Origin of the sequence: Kribbella pittospori, assembly GCF_004331465.1 — a bacterium.
In the GTDB taxonomy this organism is placed as follows: Bacteria; Actinomycetota; Actinomycetes; order Propionibacteriales; family Kribbellaceae; genus Kribbella; species Kribbella pittospori.
The window spans coordinates 389710-414454 of the sequence record NZ_SJKB01000006.1; the positions used below are offsets into that span (position 1 = coordinate 389710).

The window sequence follows — 24745 nt, forward strand, 5'->3', positions numbered from 1 at the left end:
GTCTAATGGAATATCTGGTTGCTGCCATGTGAGTTGCTGCTCTAAGGTCACTAACGCGCCAGGCCGTACCTACCGTTAGGCACTCGATGACCGACCTCCGCACCAGATTGCGCGCAGTCCCGACGTTGACCGGTACTCCGCCGGCGTTCGATCCGGCTCGTACGCCGGACGCCCCGCATCCACTGTTCGTCGAATGGCTGCTGGGCGCCGTCGACCAGCAGATCCCGGAGCCGTGTGCCGCGACGCTGTCGACGGTGCGCGCCGACGGGCGGCCGAACGCGCGGGTCCTGATCCTGAAGGACGTCACCGACGACGGGTGGCAGTTCGCCTCGTCCTCGAGCAGCCGGAAGGGCGAGGAGTTGGCCGGCTCCCCGTACGCCGCTCTGACGTTCTACTGGATCCCGCTCGGCCGACAGGTCCGCGTGCTGGGGACGGTCGAGGCCGCTGATCCGGAGGACTCGGCGCGGGACTTCCTGGCTCGTCCGATTCCTGCCCGGGCCGAGACGTTGGCTGGACGGCAGAGCGACGTACTGGATGATCCGGCGGACGTTGAGGCGGCAGTCGCGGAGCAAGCCGAGCGGTTGAACGCCGAGCCTGGTGTGGTCGCTCCGAACTGGACTCTCTACACGCTGCGGGCCGATGAGGTGGAGTTCTGGCAGGCGGATCCCGATCGCCGCCACCTTCGCCTTCGCTATCGGCTCGACGACCCGACTCTTCCCTGGACCAAGGAGCGCTTGTGGCCCTGAACGACGTCAAGACAGCAGCCGCCGCGCTCACCGCGTTGGTGGCGGACCTGGACGAGGAAACCGCCCGCGGTGCGTCGGTCCTGCCCGGGTGGTCCCGCGGTCACGTCATTACCCACATCGCGAACTTCTCCGAGGCGATGACGCGGCAGGTGGACGAAGCCCTCCTGGGCCGTCTCGTCGAGTTCTACGACGGCGGCCGCCCGGCCCGGGACGCCGCCATCGAGGCCGGCGCTCACCGCCCCGCCGCCGAACTCAAGTCGCACCTCGCTGCCGCAACAACCGCCCTACTCGCCACCTGGGACAAAGTCGGCCCGGACGACTGGCAACGCCCCATCACCCACCGCGAGAGCAACATCGCCGCCGCCGTCAACACCACCTGGCGCGAACTGACCATCCACACCACCGACCTCAACCTGGGCCCCACCCCCGCCACCTGGCCGCCCGCCTTCTGCCTCCACCTCCTGAACTTCCTCCGCCCTCGCACCCCCGAAGGCATCCACCTAACCCTCCAACCCACCGACGCCCCCACCTGGGAGAACGGCACCGGCACCCCCATCACCCTCACCGGCACCCTCCCCGCCCTAACAGCCTGGTACGCCGGCCGCACTCCGCCCACCCCGATCCACGGCACACTCCCCGACCTCCTCCCGTGGCCCTGACGTGACCCGGACCTGCAGCACTCATCAACTGCCGGGCCGTCGGCACGGCACGCGGGAAATGAGCGTGCCGACGGCGACATTCGGCAATTGATGAGTGCTGGGCGTCCGCCTACCCCACCGTGAAGTCGTCTACCTGGATGAAGGTGTCTACTCCAGGCGCGTTGAAGCCCGCGTAGACGGTTAGTTCGTGGACTCCTTCGGGGACCTTCACCGTGACCTCGTGGTGTACGTAGCCGGTGGAGGCTCCGAAAGTGGTGGAGGCCAGGTCTGTGGTGCCGTTGCGGACGCCGAAGCGGCCCTGGTCAGCGGGCAGATTGGCTGAGGCGTTGATCCACGAGCCGAAGGTGTAGGTGACTCCTGGGGTGACGGGGATGGTTTGGTAGAGAGCGCTCCAACCGGTGCAGGTGCAGCGGATCCAGCCGTTGTTGGCGCCGGAGTGGGCGAAGCCGAGTCCCCGGTCGACACCGTTGGCCGCCGTACCCTCGAACAACCACGCCGGCTTCCCACCACCAGTGCCTTCAAAGCCACCATCGGCGAGTTGAGCGACGTATCTGACTGCCAACTCCGACACGGACGTGAAGCTCCGCGTCCCGCCCGGCAGGCCGATCACCCGCACACCATCCGTCTCCTGCGCAGGGAACGTGATCGTGTACGTCGTGTTGGCGCCGGCCGAGACATCACCCGGGTACGCCGGCGACACGGTCTGCGCGCCAACCTCGACCCATGCACCGTCCCGACGAACCTGCACCCGCGGCCGACCCGTGAAGAACCCACCCTGCGCCGACACCGCGCCCGAAGTGAACGACACGTTGTTGACCTTGTGGCGAGACGGCCACTGATAACCCCACCACGACGCACCCTTCACCTCGTCGTCGAAGTCGGACTCGCTCCCGGTCGTCGCACCGTCGTTCATCAGCGCCAAACTGCCCGACTGCGTCGACTTGGAGATCGCGACAGCACCGGATGACGGCGCCGCGAGGTTCTCAGGCCCGGGCAGATTGTCAGCCGGCGCATCAGACGAAGGCGTCAGCACCAGCTTGCGCAGGTTGAAGTTGTAGACCGACGTCCCGATCCCGCCACCACCGCACGGGCAGACGTTCGCCTGGATGTACATCGTCTTGCCGTCCGGCTGCACGAACTTCGACGGGATCGTCACGCCGTACCCGCCGTACTTCGAGGTCGACCACGGATACCCGCCGAAGTCCTTGCTCATGAAGTGCTTCCACGGACCCCACGGCGTCGGCGACTCGTAGAACTCGAAGGTGTACTCCGTCCAGGACGTGTACACGTACCGCTTCTGCTGAGCCAGGTACGTGACCCCGCCCTGACTGATCACACTCAGGTTCGACGCGTTCGTCCCGTACGTCTGCGCGTACAGCCGCCGCTGATCCGTCAGCACCGGCTTGCGATCCGCGATCTTCGCCGACCATCCGGACCCGGTGTAGAACTTCCACGCCCCGCGATCCTGGACCTTCCCGCGCGGAACCCGCGCCAGGAACACACTCTGCGGATCCGCAACCGTGTCGTCGAACGAGTCCCGCCAGTTCCCGTCCAGCCCATAGGCGTAGACGTACCCGTCCGGCGCGAGCGCACCGCCCTTGCCGAAGTCCGCGAACCAGATCGTCGTGAACACATGGTCGTCGAACATCGGCTTGCTCTTGTCCCACGTCCACGTCCGCCCATGGTCGGTGGACTTCAGGATCGTCGCGGCCGGTACGTCGTTGAAGTCCAGCGCGAGGTCCTGGACAGCCAGGTACATCGTGTCCCCGACGCACACCATCCCGGTGGGCTTGCGGTTGTACCCGGCCCCGCTCCAGATCGATCCGACCTGGTCGCCCTTCGAGATCGTTGCCCCGGACAAGTTCCCCGGCGTCCCGCTGGTCTCGCTGACCGCGATGTCGGCGAAGTCCTGGTCCAGGCTGAAGCCCTTGCCGTCGCCGTTGGCGGCGTACAGCTTGTCGTTGCCGGCCCAGCAGGACGGCCACAGGTCGCCGTCGCTCGCGCTGGGTGTCCCCTTCGACTCCACCTGTGCCGTGCCGATGGCGGTCGACGTGGCGGTGGCCGGCGGGGAGTCGGAGGATTGGGTGAGCAGTGTCGCCGTTCCGAAGACCAGCGGCAGGACAGCAAGCAGAGCCCCACGCTTCATGAGCGTTCCTTTACTTGAGGCCGGTCGTCTTCATCGCGTCGACCAGACGTTTCTGGCCCGCCACGAACACCACGACCGTCGGGATGGCCGCGATCACCGCGGCCGCGAGAATGAGGTTCCAGGCCGAGGCGTACTGCCCCTGCATCCCGGACACACCGAGCTGGATCACCCGCAGGTCCGGGTTCCTGGTGATGGTCAGCGGCCACAGGAACGCGTTCCAGTTGGCCAGGAAGAACAGCACCGACAGCGACGCGAGCACGGGCCGGCTGAGCGGCAGGATGACGCTCCAGTACCGCCGCCAGTAGCCGCAGCCGTCCAGGTCGGCCGCCTCCTCCAGCTCCCGCGGGATGTTCAGGTAGTACTGCCGGAGCAGGAAGATGCCGAAGGCATGGAAGATGCTGGGCACGATCAGGCCGGCGTAGCTGTCCAGCAGGCCGAGTTGCTTGGCCACCAGGAACAGCGGCACCAGGATCACCGGCAGCGACACCAGCAGCGTCGACATGATGCCGGAGAAGATGATCCCGCGCCCCGGGAACCGCAGCCGGGCCAACGCGTACGCCGCCATCGAGTGGAAGAACAACGCGACCACTGTGACGACCACCGACACGATCGCACTGTTCAGCATGAACCGCGGCATCGGGATCTTCAGCAGCACGTACTGGAGGTTGTCCAGCGTCCAGGTGGTCGGCCAGCCGAAGTTGAAGACGTCCTCGGCCGGCTTCAGCGCGCTGATCGCGATCCACAGCAGCGGCAGTACGGCGATGATCGCCAGTACGTGCGCCAGGATCGGCAGGAATCTAATCCTCATCGAAGCGGCCTCCTCGGGTGAAGGCGAACATCAGGCCGGTGCAGATCACCAGGATCGCGACGACCACGGTGGTCAGCGCGGCGGCGTACCCCATGTTGTTGAAGGTGAACGCCTGCTCGTAGATGTAGAGCACGACCGTGCTGGTGGCGCGAGCCGGTCCGCCCTTGGTGAGCACGAAGACCAGGTCGAACGCCTGTAGACCGGTCACCGCGCCGATCGTCGAGTTGACCACGACGAAGAAACTGGTCGGGCGGAGCAGCGGCCAGATCACGTAGCGGAATCGTTGCCACGAGCTCGCACCGTCGATCTCCGCGGCGTCCTCGAGCTCTTTCGGTACGTCTTTCAACCCGGCCAGGAAGACCAGCATCTGATACCCCATCAGGAACCAGACACTGATCACCACATAGGTGCCGAGCGCAAGGGACGGCGTACCGAGGAACGACACGTCGCCGAGACCGAACGGCGCGAGGAGCTTGGACAGCGCGCCGCGCTTGTCGACCAGCAGGAACTGCCAGATCAGGCCGACCACGACCAGGCTGACCACGTTCGGCAGGAAGAACGCCGAGCGGACCCAGCCGATGCCCTTGAAGTGGTTGCGCACCAGCATGGCCAGCGCGAAGCTCACCACGAACGCGATCGGTACGAACGTGACGACGTAGATCGCGGTGACCTTCAACGACGCCCAGAGCTGGTCGTCGCCGGCCATCAGCTTGTAGTTGGCCAGACCGACGTACTGGTAGTTGCCGAAGCCGTCGACCTTGAAGAACGCGACGCCGAAGGCGAGCACCATCGGCAGTGCGACGAAGATCAGCAGACCGATGGTGTCCGGCGCGAGGAAGGCGTACGCCGCCAGTGCCTCGCGCCGTTTCCGCGTCATCCCGGCTTTGGCTCTGGGAGCCTGGGCCTTCTTCCGTGCGGCGGTGGGAGGGGCTGTCGTGGTCACCATCAGCTGATCGGCGCGCCCTGGTAGGTCTTCAGGAACGTGTCGATCTTGGCCGCAGCGTCAGCCGCCGCCTTGGCCGGGTCGGACGCGTTCAGCTGGCAGGCCTGGATCGCGTCCGCGATCGGCTGGTACACCTCCGGTGGGAACCGCGGCTCCGGCTTGCCGGTCGGCGCGATCTCACTGACGAACTTCTTCAGCGCGCCATCGGCGAAGGCACCCTTGGCGTCCGCCGCCTGCTGCACCGACTTGCGCGGCGGCAGGTTGGTCTTCACCACGGTGTTCCACTGCCGCTGCCGTTCGATGCCGGCGGCATCGGTCGAGCCGAGCGCCCAGGCGATGAACTTCGCCGCGGCCTCCGGGTTCGCGCCCTTGGAGTTGGCCACGAACGCCCAGCCGCCGAGGTCGGTGGCCGGCTTGCCGCCGTCCGGGGTCGGGTGCGGGATGATGCCGTACTTGAAGGTCTTGGCCTTCGCGCGCATGTCCGCGACCGCCCAGATGCCGCTCTGCTGCATCGCGGCCGCGCCGGAACCGAGGTTCGACACGACGTCGCCGCCGCCGTCCCCGAGCGCCTTGCGCGGAGCGACCTTGTGCTGGATGGTGTCCTGCCAGAACTTCAGTGCCTGGACGGCAGCCGGCGAGTCGAACGCGGCCTTGCCGTCCTTGATCGGCGTACCGTCGCCCTGCCACAGGAACGGGTACCAGGTGAAGTTCTGGTAGTAGCCGGGCAGCGTCTCGAACATCACGCCGTACCGGTCCTTGCCGGTCAGCTTCTCCGCGACCGCGATGGTCTGGTCCCAGGTCTTCGGCAGGTCCGCCTCGGACAGGCCCGCCTTCTCGAACGCGGTCTCGCTGTAGTACATCGCCAGCGGCTCGATCTCCATTGGCAGGCCGTAGACCTTGCCGTCGACGCTGCGCGCCTCGAGCAGGCCGGGCAGGTAGTCGGCCTTGGAGTCGTCGGACAGCGCCGAGCCGAGGTCCTGCAGTACGCCGCCGTTGTAGTACCGGAGGAAGTCGCCGGGGCTGATCAGGAAGATGTCCGGGCCCTGCCCCGACTGGAACGCGGTCTGCAGGGTGGTCCCGTTCAGGTAGTCCTTGCCGGGGATGTAGCGCAGCTTGACCTTGACGTCGTTGTTCTTGTTCCACTCCGCGACGGTGTCGACGAACCACTTGCTCTGTGGGCCTTGGTCGTCGGACGGGCCGTAGAAGTTCCAGAACGACATCTCCTTGGCGTTGCCGCCGGAGTCGTCGCCACCACAGGCGGACAGCAGCGGTACGCCGGCCGCCGACGCGGCGACGGCGCCGAGTCCGCCGCGCAGGATCGAACGGCGGCTGATCGGCCTTGCAGGGAAGGGTGTTGCGGCCATCACGTGCTCCAGGGGGGTGTGTCTTACGAACGACCGAGGTTGGCAATCGATTTCTCGCAATCTACGAGTGACGCCCTGACGGGTCAAGGCCCGAGCGGGTGACGATGTGATCAACTCGGTCGATTTCCTCGTGGGGGTGAGGGTTTCGACCTGGATGCAGACGTTGACACTGCCGGATCGGGTTGCCTACTCTTCGGAAATCGATTTCTTACCTGAGAGGCGCTGGAATGCCAGTTGTGCCGAACCGTGCGACCGCCCACCGCACGGCCGACGAGCTGTCCAGGGACCTGGTGGCACGGGGATTACAAGCGGCGCGGAACGCGATCGAGACCGAGGCCGCGGCGGTGTCCGCATTGGCGGACAGGTTGGACGGGGTCTTCCTCGACGTACTGACAGCCGTCGCCGGCTGCGAAGGTCACCTGGTGGTGACCGGCCTCGGCAAGTCCGGGCTGGTCGGCCGCAAGATCGCCGCCACGCTCGCCAGCACCGGTACGCCGGCGACCTTCATCCACTCCGGGGACGCGTTGCATGGCGACTCCGGTGCGGTGACGTCGCGCGACCTGGTCCTCGCCCTGTCCGCCTCCGGTGAGACCGCCGAGGTGTGCGCGTTCGCCCGGATGCTGCGTGACCGGGAGATCCCGGTGATCGCGATGACCGGCAACGAGGAGTCGACGCTGGCCCGGCTGGCGACGTACACGCTGGACACGATGGTGCTGAAGGAGGCGGACCCACTGAACCTCGCCCCGACCGCATCGACCACGGCTTCGCTCGCGATGGGTGATGCGCTCGCCTGCGCCCTCGTCGTACTGCGGGAGTTCAGTCACCACGACTTCGCCCGGTTTCATCCATCAGGTGCCCTCGGCAAGCGTCTGCTGGGGGACGAGGCATGAGTTCGTACGACGTCTGCGTGCTCGGGTCGTTCATGAAGGACCTGGTCGCTTCGGCCGAGCGGCGACCGTTGCCAGGGGAAACCCTGCACGGGACCGGCTTCGCGGAGTTCCTCGGTGGCAAGGGAGTGAACCAGGCGATCGCGGCCGCGCGGATGGGCGCGCGGACTGCGATCGTGGGCACCATCGGCGAGGACCGGTACGGCGAGGAGTTCCTCGAACTGCTCGAGTCCGACGGCGTCGACACCGCGTGGGTGGTCCGTCATCCCTCCCTCGGTACGGGCGTCGGTCTGCCGCTCGTACTGCCCGACGGTGGCAACTCGATCATCATCGTGTCCCGCGCCAACGCGGCGATCACGGCGGAGGATGTCGAGGCAGCGGCCGGCGTACTTACTGCCAGTAAGGTCCTCAGCGTCCAACTCGAACTCCCGGTCGAGGCGAGCCACGCTGCCCTCCGGCTCGCCTCGACCGCGGACGTCACCACGATCCTCACCCCGGCCCCGGTCGGCCCGGTCGATCCGTCGCTGGCGTCGTACGTCGACATCCTGGTCCCGAACGAGGTAGAGGCGGCTGCGCTGACCGGACTGAACTGCGACGACGAATCGCAGGTGCCCGCGATCGCGCGGAAGCTGGCCGAGGAGTGGGACCTGCGCGGGTGCGTCGTGACGCTGGGGTCGCGGGGCGCGTTTGTTCTCGATCGGGCTCGCGACTTCGAGGAGCGGGTTGAGGCACACCGGGTTGCGACTGTCGACACGGTCGGTGCTGGCGATGCCTTCTGCGGGTCGCTGGCCGCGTCTCTGGCCGGCGGTGCCGAGCTGATCGACGCCGTACGGCTGGCCAACGCTGCCGGTGCTCTCTCCACCACCGTGAACGGCGCCGCGGACTCCGCGCCGGACCGCGCGACCGCCGTCGCCCTCCTGGACGGCGCGGCTTCCAGCCTCGGCCCGCCGTCACCATGAGATCCTTTCTGGCGGATCGGGGTTAGAGTGCGATCCAGACGACCATCGGATCTCCAGCGGGGAGCGGGCATGACGACGATCTACGACGTCGCGCGTAGATCGGGCGTGTCCCCGGCCACCGTCTCGCGGGTCCTGAGCGGCCGTCGCAACGTGGATCCGCAGTTGTCCGAGAAGGTCCGGGCCGCGGTCGCCGAGCTCGGGTACCGGCCCAACGGCGTCGCGCGGAACCTGCGCAAGTCCAGTACGAACCTGTGGGCCGTGGTCATCTCCGACATCGAGAACCCGTTCTTCACGTCGCTGGTCCGCGGTCTGGAGGATGTCGCGCAGACCGAGGGGTACCACGTCGTACTGTGCAACTCGGACGAGGATCCGGCCAAGGAGGCTGCGTACGCCTCGGCGGTGCTGACCGACCAGATGGCGGGCGTGGTGATCTCCCCGACGTCGACGGCCGAGGGCGTGCAGCAGCTCGCGGAAGCGAAGATCCCGCTGGTGCTGATCGACCGCCGGGTCGACGGGGTCGAGGCGGACACCGTGCTGGTCGACAACGAGCACGGTGCGCACGAGGGCGTCAAACACTTGATCGACGGTGGGTATCAGCGGATCGCATGTATCACCGGTCCCCGGAAGGTCAGTACGGCGATGGACCGGCTGGCCGGGTATCGGTCGGCGTTGCGGGCTGGTGGGATTCGCTACAACAAGGACCTGGTCCGGCACGCGGACTTCCGCGAGGCGGGTGGGTATGCGGCGATGGAGAGCTTGCTGGAGCTCGCCGAGCCGCCTGAGGCGCTGTTCGTCACGAACAACCTGATGACGGTTGGTGCGCTCGAATGCCTTGCGAAGAAGGGCCTCCGCGCTCCGGCCGACATCGCGGTGGTCGGCTTCGACGACATCCCGTGGGCGGACCTCGTCGTACCCAGCCTGACCACGGTGGCCCAACCGACGTACGAGCTGGGTCGCACCGCGGGCCTCCTCCTGAAGGACCGCACCGCCTCCCCCGGCCGCCCACCCTCCACCGTCACCCTCCGCACCGAACTCCACATCCGAGCCACCTCAGCCCCAAGAACCAAGAAACGCTGAGAAGTCCCCCAGTCGGACACCGCAACGGACACCGCTCCGCGGCGGCCGACTATCGGCCCGGAACTGTCCACCGACCAGCCCCCTCCCGCCGGCTACTGGCACGCACGAGGAACGCAAAGCGGACACCGCTCCGCGGCGGCTGACCTATCGGCCGCCTCCAGCGGGTGCGCGACTGCGACACGAGCCGGTGTGAGCGCGCGGACTGCGGAGCGGACGCACACCGCACAAAGGACACCGCCTCGCGGCGGCCGACTATCGGCCGGCTCCGGCGGCGGGCGGAACGGTCCGCCGCCCACCGCCGTCCCGCCAGCAACTGGGACACAGGACGAACGCAGAGTGGCCACCGCTTCGCGGAGGCTGTCCTATTGGCCGCCTCCGGCGGCGTGCGGAACCGTCCACTGATCTACGGCGTGGTGAGCGTTCCGGTCACCGATCAGCCTCCTACCGCCGGGCGGCCGCGGTGGTCTTCTTCAACACGATCATCGACAAGGACTAGATGTACTCCGCCAGGAGGCTGGTTGCAGACGGATCCTCGGTCGACGTGGCCATCACGCCGAGGAGGCACCCCGAATTCTCGGTGCCGCCGGGGTGCGGACGTGCCGCACTCACCAACCTGGCCGTCGGCCTACCTCCACGCTCGAGGTGAGCGTGGCGACCTCAGCCTCCGAGTGGTTGGTGAGTGCGGCGGGTCCGCCTGCGACGCGACGATCCCCGCGTGCTGCGCACCGGCAGGCCATCACAATGGACGCGACCGCACTCCCGCGGTAGCGGGCCAGGCGGAAATCGGGTCACCGGGGTCTACAGCTCGCCCGTTGTGATGGCCTGCCGGACCGCGACCATCGCCTGCTACCAACTGCCCGGCTGATCGGCCAGTCTCCGAGTGCATGCCTGACGCGACCTTGTGCACGGGTTGGTCACGCGGGACGGTCTTTGGTGGTTGATCGGTGCACAGAGTCGGCGGTGGACAGCGGGCGACGAGAGACACGTCGGTGTACCGGTCCTTTGCGGTGCGCTGGCTCCTGGCAGCACGTCACTGTGCGCTCCGCCGAAGGGCGGTTCGATGCCAGTGGGAGCCGTCGGTGAGCTGCCGGCGCCGATCACGTGATGCGTGCATCGGTGCTAGCTGGCCGCAGTTGTCGTATGGCGTCGCGCACGCCGCCGAAGGCGGCCGACGGGAGCCGCCGCGAAGCGGTGTCCACTCCACGCCAGAGCACCCACCACAGCCGGCGACGGCAATCACCCTTGCACGGGTCCACAGTCGCGTGCGCCGCCGAAGGCGGCCAACGGGACAGCCGCCGCGAAACGGTGTCCGTTCCGCGCCGGACCACCGACCGCAGCTGGCGCCTATCGCGTGTGGCACGCCGTGCCGGTCTGCGCACGCCGCCGAGGGCGGCCAACCCGACAGCCCCCGCGTAGCGGTGTCCACTCCACGCCAGGCCACCCACCACAGCTGACGACGGCGACCACACCCGCACGGGTCCACAGTCGCGCACGCCGCCGGAGGTGGCTGATAGTCAGCCGCGAAGCGGTGTCCACTCCACGCCGGACCACCCACCACAGCTGACGACGGCAACCACACCTGCACGGGTCCACAGTCGCGTGCGCCGCCGGAGGCGGCTGAATAGTCAGCGGTGTCCTTTTGTGGAGGTGTTAGTGGAGGAGTTCGACCTAGCTGAGGGTTAGGTCGCTGGTGGCGGTGGTGATGGTTAGACGGTAGTGCTGGAAGGGTGCTGGGGTGGGGATTTTGAAGGGGCGGGTCTGGTGGGGCCAGGGGAAGGATTGGCTGGTTCGGGTGTCCAGGCGGGTCCAGGTGGTGTTGTCGGTGGAGGCTTCCAGGTGCCAGGCGGTGGGGGTGCCGCCGGTGCCTGAGGTGAGGGTGTAGAAGGTCGGGGTGGCGGGGGCGGGGAGGGACCACTCGATAGTGGGGGTGGGAGTGTCGAAGGTGACCTCGGTGGTGGAGGTGTTGTCGAAGAGGGGGTTGCCGGGGTCGTGCGGGATCAGGTCGACGAGTGGGGTGGGGATGGCGTCGTCCTGGGTCATGGAGGGTGGGGTGGCCAGGGTCGCCCAGTCGGAGGGTTCGGGGCCAAGGACGAAGTCGATCTGGTGGGCGGCGCGGAGGGCGGCGTCGGTGATTGATGCGGTGGGCAACTGTTTGCCGTCGATCAGGAGGTCTTGGACATAAGGGTGTTGGACGTTGGACGCCGTGATGGTGATCGGCTTGCCGCCGAGTGGGGTGACGACGGTGCGCGTGAAGAGCGGGGAGCCGATCGCGTATTCGGGGGCGCCGACGCGGAGCGGATAGATGCCTAGGGCAGCGAACAGGTACCAGGCGGACATCTCGCCGTTGTCCTCGTCGCCGGGGTAGCCCTGGCCGATCTGTTCGCCGACGTACAGCCGGTCGAGGACCTCGCGGACGATGGCCTGCGTCTTGTGGGGTGCGCCGGCGTAGTTGTACATCCAGGCGATGTGGTGGGCCGGCTGGTTGCTGAAGCCGAACTGACCCATCCGGACTGCTTGGGCCTCGAGCATCTCGTGGATGACGATCGAGTAGGTGCCCTTCTTCACCGCGAGTTCCGGGGTCGCGAAGAACTCGTCGAGCTTCGCCTCCAAGCCGCGCGGACCGCCGTACAGGTTGGCGAGGCCGCGGGGGTCGTGGGCGACGTGGAAGGCGAAGTTCCAGCCGTCGGTCTCGGTGAAGTCACCGCCCCACTCGCACGGGTCGAACTCGTCAGGCGTCTTCGCGAACGTACCGTCGGGGCGGCGACCCTGGAAGAAGTTGACGGCGTCGTCGAAGAGCAGCACGTAGTTCAGCGATCGCCGGCGCAGGTACTCCGCTTCCTCCGCGAGCTGAGCGCGACGCGCCGTAGGAACCGTGGGATCGTCGGCTAGGCGGGCGGCCATCTCGGCGAGGCCGAAGTCGTTCAGGTACGCCTCGAGCGACCAGGACACGCTCTCCTCGGTGTCGGTGCTCACGTACCCGGTGAAGAACCCGGTCCCCACGCCCTTCCGCCCGACCTCGGTCGCCTCCGGCCCGACGGTGGCGTTGCGGAGACCGGCGTCGTACGTCGCCAACGGGTCCGGCAGCCCGACGCCCTTCAGATAGGCATCCGCGAACGACACATCGGAGCTCGTGCCGGTCATGCAATCCGCGTAACCCGGCGACGACCAGCGCGCGATCCAGCCACCGTCGCGGTACTGCTGCACGAACCCGTCGACGAACTCCGCCGCCAGCCACGGGTAGAGGAACGCGTACGCCGGCCACGCGGTCCGGTACGTGTCCCAGAAACCACTGTTGACGTACATCTTCCCGGACTTCACCACCGCACGATCGGCCTCGGGCGCGGTGACCGGGCTGGCGTAGCGGTAGTCCGGTTCGTCAACAGTGCCGGCGTTCTCGAACTGGCTGTTCGGATAGAGGTTGAGCCGGTAGAGATTGCCGTAGACCGTGCGCAACTGCGGCTCGGTCGCCCCCTCGGGCCGGATGACCGTGAGGCGCTCATTCCAGGCCTCACGAGCGGCCTGCTGGATGTCCTCGAAGGACCGGCCCTCGAGCTCGAGCGACAGGTTGTGACGCGCCTGGTCGACGCCGATGAACGACGTCGCGATCCGCAACGTGACCTCGTCGACCGCGGCGAAGGAAGCGGCGCGAGCGTTGTCCCGGCCGCCGACAGCTGGTCCGAAACCGGCAGGAGCAACCGAGAAGACCCCGTAGCAGTACATCCGCGTCCGGCCGAACTCCGAACCGTTCTCGACCCAGCCTGTCAGCGCGGTCCCGTCGAAGCTGAAGGCGCCGTTCTCGTCGATCGTGTCGAACACCAGATGCCGGCCGGCCGCGTCGCCCGGGAACTCGAACCGGAAGATCGCCCCGTGATCGGTCGGCGCCAGCTCGGCCAGTACGCCGTTTGCGAGCCGGACCGAGTACAGGTCCGGCCGCGCGATCTCGTCGTCGTGGCTGAACGCGGCGGCACGTGCAGCCGGATCGCCGAGCGGCTCGGCCATGGCCACCGGCATGATCGTCAGCTGGTCCCGGTCGCCCATCCACGGGCTCGGCTGGTGTGAGAACGACAGGCCCTGCAGCTCCGGCCGGTTGTCGGCGTTGTTCGCGCGGTGGTACTCGTACGGCCAGCGATGGGTCGAGGCGTCGGTCACCGGCGTGAGGAAGTTGAAGCCGTTCGGCCAGGCCGTGATCGGCAGCGTGTTGCCGCGGGAGAAGTCGTGGCTGGCGTTCGTGCCGCGCCGGGTGTCGACGTACGCGACCAGGTCCGTGCCGTCCAGGCGGGTCGGCGCCGGCCCGATCTCGACATCGTCGACCCAGCCCTCGAAAGGCCCTGACGGGGCGTCGACCACGAGCAGCACTTGGTCGACGGTCTTCCCGGCCGCCGGCGAGAGGTCGACCTGTACGTCGTTCCACTGGTTCGCGTAGAGGATCTTGGCCGCGCCCTGGCCGGATGCGTCGAAGGGCATCCCGTACTGGTCCGTGACGCCGAGACCGGACAGACGCGAGCCGTCGGTGAAGACCAGGTCCACCGCGGCATACGTCGCCGAGTAGCTGAGCCGGTCGTCGAGCTCGGGGTAGATCTTGTACCGCAGCCGGTCGCCAACCTGCAGCAGTCCACCCACCGCCTGAAGCACCGCTTCCTGACGGCCTCCCGTCGTACCGGAGTAGCGGGTCGCGTCGACACTGCTGAAGCCGGCGCCGCTCGGGCTGGTCGGGCCGACCGGCCCTCCACCTGTCTCGATGATCACGGGAGGCAATGCTACGGATCAGTGCGGCGGTGGCGGCGGGACGTTCCCATCCTGGACCCAGGCGACGTAGTCGCGCGCGATCTCCTCGTCCGCCCGCAGCCGAAGACCCGCCGCCAACGCCCGCCGGTTGTCGAGCCGGAACGTTCCGTCGTTGCTCCCGTCGTGCGGCAGATGAAAGCGATCCACCGCCGGTGACCAGTCCACCGGAGCAGCATCGGGTACGACGGAACGCCAGGCGTCGGCCATCTCCGTCATCGTTCGGGTCGGCCCAACCGCGTTGAACGGGCCGCTCACGCGCTCGGTCGTGAGCCGGAGCAGGAAGTCAGCAAGATCCCGGGCGTCGACGTACTGGACCGGTTGCGAGGGTCGGGCGGCACACTCCATCCGGGTTCCATGGGCGAGCGCGGAGCCCCAGTTGCCGAAGTCCGGGTTGTACGGACCGACCACGAAACCTGACCGAACTGCCGCGGTCCGCTCGCCGAATGTGGCCGACAGCAACGACTCGCAGCGCACCTTCGACGGCCCGTAGATGTCCATCGTGAACTCGTCCTCGGGCGCACCGTCCGGCCATTCCAGCAGCGGAGCCGACTCGTCCATGCCCGGCGTCACTTTGCTGGCGTAGACGGCGATCGACGACATGTAGGTGTAGTGGCCAACGCGATCCCGGAGCAACTCCGCACTCAGCTGGACCTGCGGAACCAGGAAGCCGGACATGTCGATGACGCCGTCCCACTCCCCCGTCGCCAGCACGCCCGGCGCGGCTCGCTCACCGACCAACCGTCGTACCTCAGGAAACAGCTCGGGGTTGGTGAGACCTCGGTTGAACAGCGTCACATCGTGATGGTCGCGCAGGGCTGCCTCGACTACGTGGCGGCCGAGGTTCTTCGTGCCGCCGAGGACGAGCAACCTCACGACAGCTGGTCCAGGAGGTCCTCGAGCTCGGCCAGGAGCGGGTCGATCCAGGAGCCGGAATCCGGGATCGTGCGCTGGCCCTCGGTGACGACGAACTCGAGTGCGAGCAGGCAGAAGCAGGCGCCGCCGGCGAGCAGTTGGCGATCGACCAGGAACGGATCCGCGCCGGCGATCTCGACGTAGTGGGCGACGATCGGTCCGCGGTCGTGGCCGAGTGCGGTCGCGTCGCGGACCAGGGTGTACAGGTCGCTGAGGTGCGGCGCGACGTACGTCAGCGGCCAGTCGACCACGGTCCACCGGGTCCCATCGGTGACAAGGTTCTTCGGCACGAAGTCACCGTGGACGACGCCCAACGGCGCATCCCGGTGCAGCGCAGCGAGTGCCTCGGTCAGCGGCCCGACGTCGAACGAGATCCGGTCGATGCGGTCGGCCAGCTCCTTGACGCGCTCCGGCGGGAATCCACTAGGCCCTGACACGGCCCGCGAGCGAATCTCGGCCAGCAACTCGGCCGCAGCCAGAAACCCCTCAGCCGACGGCTCCTGCTCCAGCGTCACCCGGCCGACGTCCGCGAGCACGAGCATACCGTCCTCGGCGTGGATCAGCTCCGGCGCCGGCAACCCCAACGGGATGACGAACCGCTCGTATGCCGTTCCCTCGCCGGACTGACTGTCCGTCCCCCGCTTCACGATGACGCTGCGCAGCCCGTACGACAGCCGCCAGACCTCCGACGATCCCCACTGCCGCAGCAACTCGCCGTACAACGCCCCGACCGAGGGAGCCTCCGTAGCCCGCAGTACCGGTCCGTCAATCTGCGAGAGCCACGCCGGAAGCATCACGCCAGTAGATCACGGCCGCTCGATCGACCGCCGCCATTTATCACTTGGGTTGGGCTGCCCGCGCAAGCGACGAGGATGCGGTCCACGATCCGCTGGGCGACCGCCTCGGCGTCGAGATCGGCGACGATCCGGTGCGGCCCGTCGCCTGGCGTGAACGGAGTGATGCCGTCCCCGTCGACCTCGATCCGGCCAGTGGCGAAGGTGAACAGGTCCGGATCGGTCAGCATCAGTACCGCGGCCGGGTCGTGTGGGACGTTGGAGTCCGACGCGGAGAAACTCCAGAACTGCCGCATCTCCGCACCAAGCAGCTGCCCGAGCGATCCGGCGGCCTCGAGCTCGGCGACGACAGCGCCACCCAGCCGCAGTCGCGACGTCTGGTCGATCCCGATGACCGTCGCCGGCACCCCGCTGCCGAACACGACCGCGGCCGCATCGACGTCGCACTTGATGTTGTGCTCGGGATCGGCGGACAAGAAGTCGCCGCCCATCACGCACAACTGCTCGATCTGATGTCCGGGCCGCTCAACGGCCTCCGCCACGTTGGTCAGCGGGCCGACCGCGACAACCGTCGGCGAGGCGGCAAGCACTCCGATCGGATCGCTGTCGGTCGCCACGGTCTCGCGGTCCAGGTCCGGAAGGAGCGCGCCTTCGTGGCCGGCCCACCAGACTGGCCGGCCGGAGCGGGTCTCGGTGCGGCCAGGCACGATCGGGTCGATCGAGCGCCCCGCGACCGTGGCCACCCGTGCGGCCATCCGAGCCCGCACGAGCGTGTCGCCGTACACGGTGGTGATGGCGCTGAGATCGAGTTCGGGCGAGCCGAGGATCGTCGCCAGCGCGAGGACGTCGTCGACGTCGGAGCCGAGATCGGTGTCGAAGGTCAGCGAGGATGCTGTCTGCATCCGTCCATGTGATCACAGCCACCGGTGCACCGCCCTCCAGAGCGGCGCGGGCCGTCTGGCAGGCTTGTGGGCATGACCGAGAACGCCACGCACGCCTGGGGCTTCGGCCTCGCCACCGTTTCCGCCGACGGGACCGCCCTCGACGTCTGGTACCCGGCGCCCGAGCTCGGCTCACGGCCCGACGACGCCAAGGCGCCGGCCGAGCTGATCGCTGCCGAGGGCAACGACGAGATCCGGCAGGTACGGCGTGAGGTCGTGTCGGCCGAAATCACCCTGGACCAGGCGCCGGCGGGCACCGCGGACGCGTACCTGCGGCTGCACCTGCTGTCGCACCGGCTGGTCCGCCCGCACGGCCTCAACCTGGACGGCATTTTCGCCGCGCTGCCGAACAACGCGTGGACGTCGCTCGGCCCGGTCCCGGTCGAGGACATCGAGCAGGTGCGGCTGCGGGCCCGCGCGGCCGGTCAGCACCTGAGTGTGGCGAGTGTCGACAAGTTCCCGCGGATGACGGACTACGTCGTACCGAGTGGTGTCCGGATCGGCGACGCCGACCGGGTCCGGCTGGGTGCGCACCTGGCCTCCGGGACCACCGTGATGCACGAGGGCTTCGTGAACTTCAACGCCGGCACGCTCGGTACGTCGATGGTCGAGGGCCGGATCGTGGCCGGTGTGGTGGTCGACGACGGCAGCGACATCGGAGCCGGCGCGTCGATCATGGGCACCCTGTCCGGCGGTGGCACCCAAGTGGTGTCGATCGGCAAACGCTGCCTGCTGGGCGCGAACGGCGGCACCGGTATCTCGCTCGGCGACGACTGCGTGGTCGAGGCGGGGCTGTACGTGACCGCCGGCACCAAGGTCGCCCTCCCCGACGGCAGCGTGGTGAAGGCGCGCGACCTGTCTGGGCAGCCGGGGCTGCTGTACCTCCGCAACTCGGTCACCGGTGCCGTCGAGGCGCGGCCGCGCCAGGGTGAGGGCATCACGCTCAACGAAGCCCTGCACGCCAACGCGTGACGGCTGAGTACCAAAGCGTGCGGAACGCCAACCAACCGCACGCCCCGCACGTCAACCACATCGTGACCGACACCGCGGAACCCGACCCCCGCCCCCACACGTTGGGAGCGGTATGCCGATGAAGCGTGGTGCCCTGGTGGCGATGGGCGCTGTCGGTGTGTTTGCGCTGGCTATTGGGCTGACGGTTCGGTGGGTCGGGGACAAGGGGATCGGGCCGTTGCTGCCGCCCAAGGAGCAGTGCACGGCCACGGTCAACGGGACCACCGTCGAGTTGGACCTGGAGCAGGCTGAGTCGGCGGCGATCATCGCGGGGGTCGCCGTACGGCGTGGACTGCCGGCTCGGGCGGCGACGATCGCGCTGGCAACGGCGTACCAGGAGTCCGGCCTGCGGAATCTGGCGCATGGGGACCGGGACTCGCTGGGGCTCTTCCAGCAGCGGCCGTCCATGGGCTGGGGTACGGCGAAGCAGGTGCGGGACCCGCACTACGCGGCCGGGAAGTTCTACGACGCGCTGGTGAAGGTGAAGAACTACCAGACGCTGGCGGTGACGGTGGCGGCCGACCGGGTCCAGCGCAGCGCGTTCCCGAACGCCTACGCGGATCACGAGGCGGATGCCCGGGTGCTCGCCTCGGCGCTGACCGGGCAGTCGAAGAGCGTGTTCGCCTGCACGGTGAACACCGACTCGGTGAAGCAGGAGGTGGTCGGCCGCAGTGGGCTGACGCCGCGGGCGGAGGCCGTCCGCGCGGATCTGCTCGAGACCTTCGGGAAGCTGTCGACCGGCGGGTACGCGCCGGGCGGGGTGCAGTCCGGGCACATGGAGGGGTCGGCGCACTACGACGGCCGGGCGGTGGATGTGTTCGTGCGGCCGATCTCGACGACGAACACGACCAAGGGCTGGGCGATGGCGCAGTACCTCGTGGCGCGGGCTGACCTGCTGAAGATCAAGACGGTCATCTTCAGCGACAAGATCTGGACGGCCGGCGGCCGGTCGGACAGCGGGTGGCGCGACTACACCCCGCCTGAACGCTCCGGCGACCCAGCCATCCTCCGCCACCTCGACCACGTCCACGTAGACGTCCAGGAGCAGTAGGCAAAGCGTGTGGCGAGCACCCGTTGGAGTACTCGCCACAGTAGGTAATGAAAGAATTACTCGTCGTGCTCCTGCGGGGGCCAGGGCCTCGACTACTCCACCCCCGCCTTTGCTTTTCAGCCTTTTACTCGTCGTGCTCCTGCGGGGGAAGCGCCTCGATGAACGGGTGATCCTTGTCGATCTTGCCCATCTTGGACGCGCCGCCGGGGGAACCGAGGTCGTTGAAGAAGTCGACGTTCGCGGTGTAGTAGTCCTTCCACTGCTCCGGGGTGTCGTCTTCGTAGTAGATCGCCTCTACCGGGCAAACCGGCTCGCAGGCTCCGCAGTCGACGCATTCGTCGGGGTGGATGTACAGCATCCGGTTGCCCTCGTAGATGCAGTCGACGGGGCATTCCTCGACGCAGGCGAGGTCCTTCAGGTCAACACACGGCTGCGCGATGACGTAGGTCACTGCTACTCCTCCTATGGCAGGCAAGCGCAGCGCTGATCTGGGGTGCTGCGATGCGGTGATGCTGTGCTCAATGCAAGGTATCTAGTATCACGGTAGTACTTCGCCCACTCTGCCAGGAGTCCGCATCGTGTCAGGCCCCCAGATAGGACTTTCGGTCCGTGATATCGGCCACCGTGTCGTCGTCCGGCACCGGATTCCGGGCGGACTGACCGACGTGATCGGCGTTCTGCAGTCATGGGACCCCTCCGGCCTGGTCGTGCGGCACGCGGACAGCAGCCTGCACCAGGTCGGCAGCGCCGACGTGGCGGCGGCCAAACGGATCCCGGAGATGCCGCTGCGGCCGGTGGACGTCGAGCAGCTCTTCCTGACCACCGCTCTGGGCCGGCCCGCGGCCGAGACGGCGTACGTCGGCCAGTGGTTGCTGCGGGCATCTTCCGGCTGGACCGGCCGGGGCAATTCGCTGCTCCCGGCCGGAAACCCCGGCATGCCGGTCGCCGAGGCGCTCAAGCACGCTGAAGCTTTCTACGACGAGCGCGGCCTACCCCCGCTGGCACTGGTCCGCGTCGGCAGCCCGGAAGCGGCCGAGTTCCTTGCCCAGGGGTGGATCGACGCCCGCCCGGAGCAGTCCGACACCTTCGTCCTGCACACCACCCTGGACCACGTGAACGCCTCACCGCAGTACGACGTACTGGTCGCGGAACACCCCAACGACGCGTGGTACGACGCCGCCTTCGACGGTCCGGTCCCCGAGGCTGCACCGGCCGTCATGGAGGGTGCCCCGAAGGCCAGGTTCGCCTCGATCACCCTGGATGACCGCACCGTCGCCGTCGGGCGGGGGTCCATGACGGGGCACTGGCTCGGTATCGATGCCATCCGGGTGGACCCGTCGTACCGCCGCCGTGGCCTGGGTACGGCGCTCGTCCAGGGCCTGGCCAGGTGGTCCGGGCCACTGGGAGGCCGCCGTACCTATCTGGAGGTCGTGGAGGAGAACACGGCCGCCATGGCGACCTACAGCAGGCTCGGCTATGCGGATGCGTACCGCTACCGCTATCTGACCAAGCGCTGAGCCGCAGCCGCCCCCACCAGCGTCAGCACGATGAATCCGGCCAGTACGACGCTCAGCGCGGCGCTGGGGTTCGACGCGAGTGCTGCGTAGGTAGAACCGGCCAGAGCGACCCCGAGAGCGCCGGACAGCTGTGCGTTGGTGGCAACCACACCGGACAGGTCAGCGGCGTACTGCGGGGACATGCTCGAGGTGACTGCGCCGATCAGAGTGTTGGCGCTGATGCCGAGCCCGAGACCGCCGACGCCGAGCAGTGCGAACAAGAGCGGTCCGGTACGGCCGCCGAGCTGCAGATAGGCCAGGACCGACGCGTAGCCGATCGCGAGGACCAGACAGCCGACGACAGGCATCCACCGCACTCCCCTGCGCAACCGCGGGATGATCGGGCCGGCCAGCCCGAACGCCGCAACCCAGACAACCATGGCGAAGCCCGAGTACGCCGGCCCCTTGTGCAGACCGTCTTGGAGGTAGAGGGCGAGGACGAAGAGCAGAGCGAAGTACGTGCCCGTTGTGCAGGCGTGCGCGAGCATGCCGGCCCGGACGGACGGGTTGCGGAGAACCTGCCTCGCGATCAGGGGGCGACCACCGCGTGCGGCTGCCCGGCGTTCGCCGTACTCGAAGAAGGCCAGGGTGGGGAGGCTCAGCAGGAGGCACAGCCACGACCAGGTCGGCCAGCCGCGTTCGGAGCCCAGCAGGAGCGGGACGATCACGAGCAGGACCGTGGCGGACAGGGCGAGGACGCCGACCAGGTCGAGCGGATCGCGATCGGACGTCCGGTCAGCGGGGAGGAGGCGGCGCCCGGCGATGAGCAGAGCCACGCCGATGGGGATGTTGACGAGGAAGATCGGCCGCCAGCCGGTGCCGAACAGGTCGGCCGCGATGAGTACGCCGCCGAGGATCTGTCCGAGGACAGCCCCACCGGACAAGGCGATCGAGAAGTAGCCCAGCGCCTTCAGCCGGTCCCGGCCGTGGAAGTGCAACTGGATGCCGCTCAGGACCTGCGGGACCATCAGCGCGGCGCCGGCGCCCTGGACGAAACGGGCGACGACGAGGGAGGCGATCTCGGGCGCGAGACCGCAGGCCAGCGAGGCTGCCGTGAACACCAGCAGACCGAGGAGGAACGTACGCCGGTAGCCGAGCGACGAACCGAGCCGGGCGCCGGTGATCAGCAGGACCGCGAACGCGACGACGTACCCGGACACGACCAGTCCGACCGCGCCCTCCGAGGCGTGCAGATCGGCGCCGATCGACGGCCCGGCGATGTTCGCGACCGCGGTGTCGATGTTCGCCATGAACTGCCCGGTGAGCAGCACCGCCAGGATCGCGGCCCGATTGACCGTCTTCGTATCTTGCAGGGTGTTTTCCACACGGTTGGAACGGTGTGAGGCCGGTGTGATGTGAGGGGGTTAGTCTCGGGTGCCATGGCGGATCACGTGGCGGAGCGGCCGGAGTACGCGGGGGACTTCGAGGGAACGGTGCACGTGGAGTACACGCCGCACCCGGACGACGGGGTGGCGGACCCGGGCGAGATCGTGTGGACCTGGGTGCCGTTCGAGGAGGACCACCACCGCGGCAAGGACCGACCGGTGCTGGTGGTCGGGTCGGACGGTCCGTGGCTGCTGGCGCTGATCCTGACCAGCAAGGACCACGACCGCGACGCCGCCGACGAGGCGCGCTGGGGCCGGATCTGGATGGACATCGGCAGCGGCGCCTGGGACAAGGAAGGCCGCAACAGCGAGGTCCGGCTGGACCGCGTCCTGCGCATCGACCCCGGTCAGGTCCGCCGCGAAGGCGCCGTCATCGGCGAGGACCTGTTCAACCAGGTCGCCGCCGAACTCCACCGGATCCACCGGGGCTGACAGCAGCAAAACGCGGCCGCCTCCCCCCGATTCATTTGGAGGGGATTACCCCTCGACACGCGGGTTCTCCGCTCGTATCGGAGCAGAGAACCCGCAAGACCAGGGGTTATCCGGCTCTCCGCCGGGTGGGTGGTGTGGGACCGTCCTGAGGCGCCGGGACCGGGGATGCGCAGTTGGACAGGAGGTGTCGGGCAGCAAGTAGTACGCCTGCGCATGAAACGCCCGCGCGTACGGCGTATCGCCGGTGCACTACCTGTCGAGCTGCACGCCGTCTGCACATCGTCGCCGCAGTCGGCTCAGTGGCTGCTGGAGCGGGGCGCGCTGTACACCGGCTTGGGCAACCTGAACTCCCCAATCTCGCCCCACGAGTCGCACCAGGCAGGTCACCGGTGATGGGCCGGTGGTCGGTGGTAGCCGGATATCCCCTCGAATGCGTCGGGACGGGCGTGGTGCGCCGAGTGGGGCCGCGTGCCGGATCAGCTCGGTGGGCGGGTAGTGGCGCTGGGCTTGTTCAGGCCTGGCGGCGTACTGGTGCCTGGAGGCGGCGGGGTCGTGCCGGGCTTGGGACCGCAGCGGATGTCGTCGGCCGCGTTGTACTTCGTGGTGAACGACTCGGTCTTCTGCCGTACGCCGTTCTTCGCGAAGTACCGGAAGATCGTGATGTCGAACCCGGCGGTCGGCGCCTGCGGCCGGCACTTGGGATCGGGGTTGTAGACCACCTTCGGGGCCCGCGGGTTCCGCTTCCCCGACTGGCCCGCGGTGATGTCCCAGACCTTGGTGCCCCAGATCTTCACCGTGATGCTGCCCGCGCTCCCCGGCGTCGACGCCTTGAAGATCGTCTGCACCAGCACCCCGTGCCCGGAGTCGTTGAGGAACTTCAGGTCCACCGCCGGCCAGGCCACGGTCGCTTCCCGGCCGATCGGGTAGCGGCTGATGTAGACGCTGTGCGCCTTGTGCTCGACATCCTTCAGCCCGGCGAAGAACGCCGCGTTGAAGGTGGTCGTGGCCGACTGCGACACGCCACCGCCGAGGTCGAGCACGAACTTCCCGCCGCTGATGATGTTGCCCTCGGTGAAGCCGTTCTCCTTGGTCCGCTCGCCGACGATCTTGTTCAGGCTGAACGTGTCGCCCGGCTTCACCAGCGTGCCGTTGATCTTGGCCGCCGCGGTGCCGATGTTCACGTTCCGGTACGGCGCGTGCGGGAAGGTGGTGGTGAACTGCCCCATCACTTCCTTGATCCCGAGCGCGGCAGCAGCCTCGGTGGTCACCTTCGCCTTGGTGTGGGTCAGCCCGACCGCGGCCCGCCGCTCCCCCTGCGGCTTCGGCAGCACCGCGAGGATCGCGGGTCCTACCTTGGCCCGGTCGACCACCATGCCGTCGACGGCCGGGACGACCTTCGGCGTGGTCCCGACGATCTGGACCGTGGCGTCCTTGGGCAGCGTCTCCAGCGTCTTGAACCGCTGCTGGAACAGCGGCTCGAGCATCTTCGTGTTCAGCGCCGGGGTGGCGTTGCCGTCCTTGACGGTCACCGTCAGCGCGGGCCCGAATTCCTTCGGCTGAAGCTCGGCCGACTTGTCGCCGACGGTCAGCCGGACCGGGCCGGACATGGCCGGTTCGGCGAAGTCCTTCAGTGCCTTGTCCATCGCGTCCGTGCCGGCCTGCGGCTTGGTCACGTTGACCGGAAGGTCGGCGGGCTTGTCACCAGCCGGGTAGGCGTCGACGAGTGCGTCCGCTGCCTTCGCGTTGTCCAGCTGGAGGCCCTCGGCGGGTGCGTGCTGGACCGGCGTGGCTTCCTTGAAGGTGATGGTGCCTTCGGTGGCCGGACGGTTCACCTGGGTGGCGAGCTTGTCGACGGCCGCTTTCAGCTTCGCGTCGTCCGCGGTGACCACCGGGTCGACCGCGTCACCACCGGTCAGGGCATTCCAGATGTGGCCGGGTGCCAGGCTGCGGCCCGCACCCGCGGCGTCGACGGTGGCGTCCAGGTCCAGGCTGAGACCGGCATCGGCCGGCTTCACCTCGAACTTCGACTGGCCGGCCTTCAGGGGCATCGGCTGGGCCAGGCGGTCCTTCAGCCCGGCCTCGAGCTTGGCCTTGGCATCGCCCTCGGACATCCCGCCGACCGGGATGCCGAGCACCGTGGTGTCACCGGGAATCTTGTCTCCCGCGAACGCGAACGCCGCGCCGTAGCCCACTACGAGCACGCCAAGCCCAGCAGCGGCGATGATCCCCGCTAGCTGCTTCTTCCCCACCGGACAGAGTCCTCCACTCAAACCGTGTACAGGCCGCGTC

Annotated in this window: 20 protein-coding genes; 9 read left to right on the forward strand and 11 right to left on the reverse strand. The window is 68.1% G+C overall.

The genetic code is table 11. The annotated features are described in order from the left end of the window. The first annotated feature begins 86 nt into the window (after window positions 1-86). Both E0H73_RS21320 and E0H73_RS21325 read left to right on the forward strand, forming a co-directional pair. Window positions 87-746 carry a pyridoxine/pyridoxamine 5'-phosphate oxidase gene (locus E0H73_RS21320; RefSeq protein ID WP_131359181.1) on the forward strand — a complete coding sequence of 220 codons (660 nt, stop codon included), beginning with the start codon at window positions 87-89 and terminating at the stop codon, window positions 744-746. Beyond that, window positions 737-1405, forward strand: coding sequence for a maleylpyruvate isomerase family mycothiol-dependent enzyme (locus tag E0H73_RS21325; RefSeq protein WP_131359184.1), 669 nt, complete (start codon window positions 737-739; stop codon window positions 1403-1405). Before E0H73_RS21320 ends, E0H73_RS21325 begins: the two co-directional genes overlap by 10 nt. A gap of 109 nt (window positions 1406-1514) precedes the next feature. Here the strand turns inward: E0H73_RS21325 and E0H73_RS21330 are convergent, their stop codons facing one another. From E0H73_RS21330 to E0H73_RS21345, 4 genes are all read right to left on the reverse strand, one after another. Continuing rightward, complete coding sequence (locus E0H73_RS21330; RefSeq protein ID WP_131359187.1) at window positions 1515-3551, reverse strand: DUF4185 domain-containing protein; 2037 nt, start codon at window positions 3549-3551, stop codon at window positions 1515-1517. A gap of 10 nt (window positions 3552-3561) precedes the next feature. After that, window positions 3562-4359: a carbohydrate ABC transporter permease gene (locus tag E0H73_RS21335; RefSeq protein WP_131359222.1), complete on the reverse strand. Its 798-nt coding sequence runs from the start codon at window positions 4357-4359 to the stop codon at window positions 3562-3564. Continuing rightward, the gene (locus E0H73_RS21340) at window positions 4349-5236 is read right to left on the reverse strand and encodes a carbohydrate ABC transporter permease (protein ID WP_202867490.1); all 888 of its coding nucleotides are present in this window, start codon (window positions 5234-5236) and stop codon (window positions 4349-4351) included. Before E0H73_RS21340 ends, E0H73_RS21335 begins: the two co-directional genes overlap by 11 nt. Window positions 5237-5304: 68 nt before the next feature. Beyond that, window positions 5305-6666, reverse strand: a complete 1362-nt coding sequence (locus E0H73_RS21345) for an ABC transporter substrate-binding protein (RefSeq protein ID WP_131359227.1) — start codon at window positions 6664-6666, stop codon at window positions 5305-5307. A gap of 236 nt (window positions 6667-6902) precedes the next feature. On the opposite strand from E0H73_RS21345, the gene E0H73_RS21350 reads away from it, so the two are divergent. The 3 genes from E0H73_RS21350 to E0H73_RS21360 all read left to right on the forward strand — a co-directional run bounded on the left by E0H73_RS21350 (window position 6903) and on the right by E0H73_RS21360 (window position 9589). Further along, window positions 6903-7556 (forward strand): KpsF/GutQ family sugar-phosphate isomerase, encoded by a 654-nt coding sequence (locus tag E0H73_RS21350; protein WP_131359228.1) that lies wholly within the window; start codon window positions 6903-6905, stop codon window positions 7554-7556. Continuing rightward, window positions 7553-8512 carry a ribokinase gene (locus E0H73_RS21355; protein ID WP_131359230.1) on the forward strand — a complete coding sequence of 320 codons (960 nt, stop codon included), beginning with the start codon at window positions 7553-7555 and terminating at the stop codon, window positions 8510-8512. Before E0H73_RS21350 ends, E0H73_RS21355 begins: the two co-directional genes overlap by 4 nt. Before the next feature lie 69 nt (window positions 8513-8581). Beyond that, on the forward strand, window positions 8582-9589 hold the full coding sequence (locus tag E0H73_RS21360; protein ID WP_131359232.1) for a LacI family DNA-binding transcriptional regulator: 1008 nt from the start codon (window positions 8582-8584) through the stop codon (window positions 9587-9589). Window positions 9590-11257: 1668 nt separating this feature from the next. Here the strand turns inward: E0H73_RS21360 and E0H73_RS21365 are convergent. Genes E0H73_RS21365 through E0H73_RS21380 form a run of 4 tightly spaced genes read right to left on the reverse strand, consistent with a single transcriptional unit; the run spans window position 11258 to window position 16982 of the window. Continuing rightward, window positions 11258-14335: a GH92 family glycosyl hydrolase gene (locus tag E0H73_RS21365; RefSeq protein ID WP_131359234.1), complete on the reverse strand. Its 3078-nt coding sequence runs from the start codon at window positions 14333-14335 to the stop codon at window positions 11258-11260. A gap of 18 nt (window positions 14336-14353) precedes the next feature. Then, complete coding sequence (locus E0H73_RS21370) at window positions 14354-15247, reverse strand: Rossmann-fold NAD(P)-binding domain-containing protein (RefSeq protein WP_131359236.1); 894 nt, start codon at window positions 15245-15247, stop codon at window positions 14354-14356. Beyond that, the gene (locus E0H73_RS21375) at window positions 15244-16080 is read right to left on the reverse strand and encodes a phosphotransferase family protein (protein ID WP_131359238.1); all 837 of its coding nucleotides are present in this window, start codon (window positions 16078-16080) and stop codon (window positions 15244-15246) included. Before E0H73_RS21375 ends, E0H73_RS21370 begins: the two co-directional genes overlap by 4 nt. Further along, complete coding sequence (locus E0H73_RS21380) at window positions 16080-16982, reverse strand: nucleoside hydrolase (protein ID WP_131359240.1); 903 nt, start codon at window positions 16980-16982, stop codon at window positions 16080-16082. The genes E0H73_RS21375 and E0H73_RS21380 overlap by 1 nt, the downstream gene beginning before the upstream one ends. Window positions 16983-17054: 72 nt before the next feature. Here E0H73_RS21380 and dapD point away from each other — a divergent pair, with 72 nt between their 5' ends. Then, a complete protein-coding gene (gene dapD / locus E0H73_RS21385) occupies window positions 17055-17993 on the forward strand; it encodes a 2,3,4,5-tetrahydropyridine-2,6-dicarboxylate N-succinyltransferase (protein WP_131359242.1) in 939 nt (312 codons plus the stop codon). A 112-nt stretch (window positions 17994-18105) separates the two neighbouring features. Further along, window positions 18106-19083 carry a VldE C-terminal domain-containing protein gene (locus tag E0H73_RS21390; RefSeq protein ID WP_131359244.1) on the forward strand — a complete coding sequence of 326 codons (978 nt, stop codon included), beginning with the start codon at window positions 18106-18108 and terminating at the stop codon, window positions 19081-19083. Window positions 19084-19207: 124 nt separating this feature from the next. Here the strand turns inward: E0H73_RS21390 and fdxA are convergent, their stop codons facing one another. Beyond that, on the reverse strand, window positions 19208-19534 hold the full coding sequence (fdxA, locus tag E0H73_RS21395; RefSeq protein WP_131359246.1) for a ferredoxin: 327 nt from the start codon (window positions 19532-19534) through the stop codon (window positions 19208-19210). A 127-nt stretch (window positions 19535-19661) separates the two neighbouring features. Here fdxA and E0H73_RS21400 point away from each other — a divergent pair, with 127 nt between their 5' ends. After that, window positions 19662-20600, forward strand: coding sequence for a GNAT family N-acetyltransferase (locus E0H73_RS21400; RefSeq protein ID WP_238164141.1), 939 nt, complete (start codon window positions 19662-19664; stop codon window positions 20598-20600). Here E0H73_RS21400 and E0H73_RS21405 read toward each other — a convergent pair. Continuing rightward, window positions 20582-21964 carry an MFS transporter gene (locus E0H73_RS21405; protein ID WP_238164142.1) on the reverse strand — a complete coding sequence of 461 codons (1383 nt, stop codon included), beginning with the start codon at window positions 21962-21964 and terminating at the stop codon, window positions 20582-20584. The genes E0H73_RS21400 and E0H73_RS21405 overlap by 19 nt on opposite strands. 54 nt (window positions 21965-22018) lie before the next feature. Between E0H73_RS21405 and E0H73_RS21410 the strand changes: the two genes are divergently transcribed. Then, window positions 22019-22456, forward strand: a complete 438-nt coding sequence (locus tag E0H73_RS21410) for a type II toxin-antitoxin system PemK/MazF family toxin (RefSeq protein ID WP_131359248.1) — start codon at window positions 22019-22021, stop codon at window positions 22454-22456. 476 nt (window positions 22457-22932) lie between these two features. On the opposite strand, the gene E0H73_RS21415 is transcribed toward E0H73_RS21410, so the two are convergent. After that, on the reverse strand, window positions 22933-24705 hold the full coding sequence (locus E0H73_RS21415; protein ID WP_131359250.1) for a VanW family protein: 1773 nt from the start codon (window positions 24703-24705) through the stop codon (window positions 22933-22935). Between the last annotated feature and the right edge of the window lie 40 nt (window positions 24706-24745).

Excerpts from the sequence above, each read along its gene's own strand:
- E0H73_RS21330 (WP_131359187.1), bottom strand. The coding sequence starts at position 3,551 with ATGAAGCGTGGGGCTCTGCTTGCTGTCCTGCCGCTGGTCTTCGGAACG.
- E0H73_RS21360 (WP_131359232.1), top strand. The coding sequence starts at position 8,582 with ATGACGACGATCTACGACGTCGCGCGTAGATCGGGCGTGTCCCCGGCC.
- E0H73_RS21335 (WP_131359222.1), bottom strand. The coding sequence starts at position 4,359 with ATGAGGATTAGATTCCTGCCGATCCTGGCGCACGTACTGGCGATCATC.
- E0H73_RS21410 (WP_131359248.1), top strand. The coding sequence starts at position 22,019 with ATGGCGGATCACGTGGCGGAGCGGCCGGAGTACGCGGGGGACTTCGAG.
- E0H73_RS21345 (WP_131359227.1), bottom strand. The coding sequence starts at position 6,666 with ATGGCCGCAACACCCTTCCCTGCAAGGCCGATCAGCCGCCGTTCGATC.
- E0H73_RS21340 (WP_202867490.1), bottom strand. The coding sequence starts at position 5,236 with ATGACGCGGAAACGGCGCGAGGCACTGGCGGCGTACGCCTTCCTCGCG.
- E0H73_RS21380 (WP_131359240.1), bottom strand. The coding sequence starts at position 16,982 with ATGCAGACAGCATCCTCGCTGACCTTCGACACCGATCTCGGCTCCGAC.
- E0H73_RS21355 (WP_131359230.1), top strand. The coding sequence starts at position 7,553 with ATGAGTTCGTACGACGTCTGCGTGCTCGGGTCGTTCATGAAGGACCTG.
- E0H73_RS21390 (WP_131359244.1), top strand. The coding sequence starts at position 18,106 with ATGCCGATGAAGCGTGGTGCCCTGGTGGCGATGGGCGCTGTCGGTGTG.
- E0H73_RS21375 (WP_131359238.1), bottom strand. The coding sequence starts at position 16,080 with ATGCTTCCGGCGTGGCTCTCGCAGATTGACGGACCGGTACTGCGGGCT.
- dapD (WP_131359242.1), top strand. The coding sequence starts at position 17,055 with ATGACCGAGAACGCCACGCACGCCTGGGGCTTCGGCCTCGCCACCGTT.
- E0H73_RS21320 (WP_131359181.1), top strand. The coding sequence starts at position 87 with ATGACCGACCTCCGCACCAGATTGCGCGCAGTCCCGACGTTGACCGGT.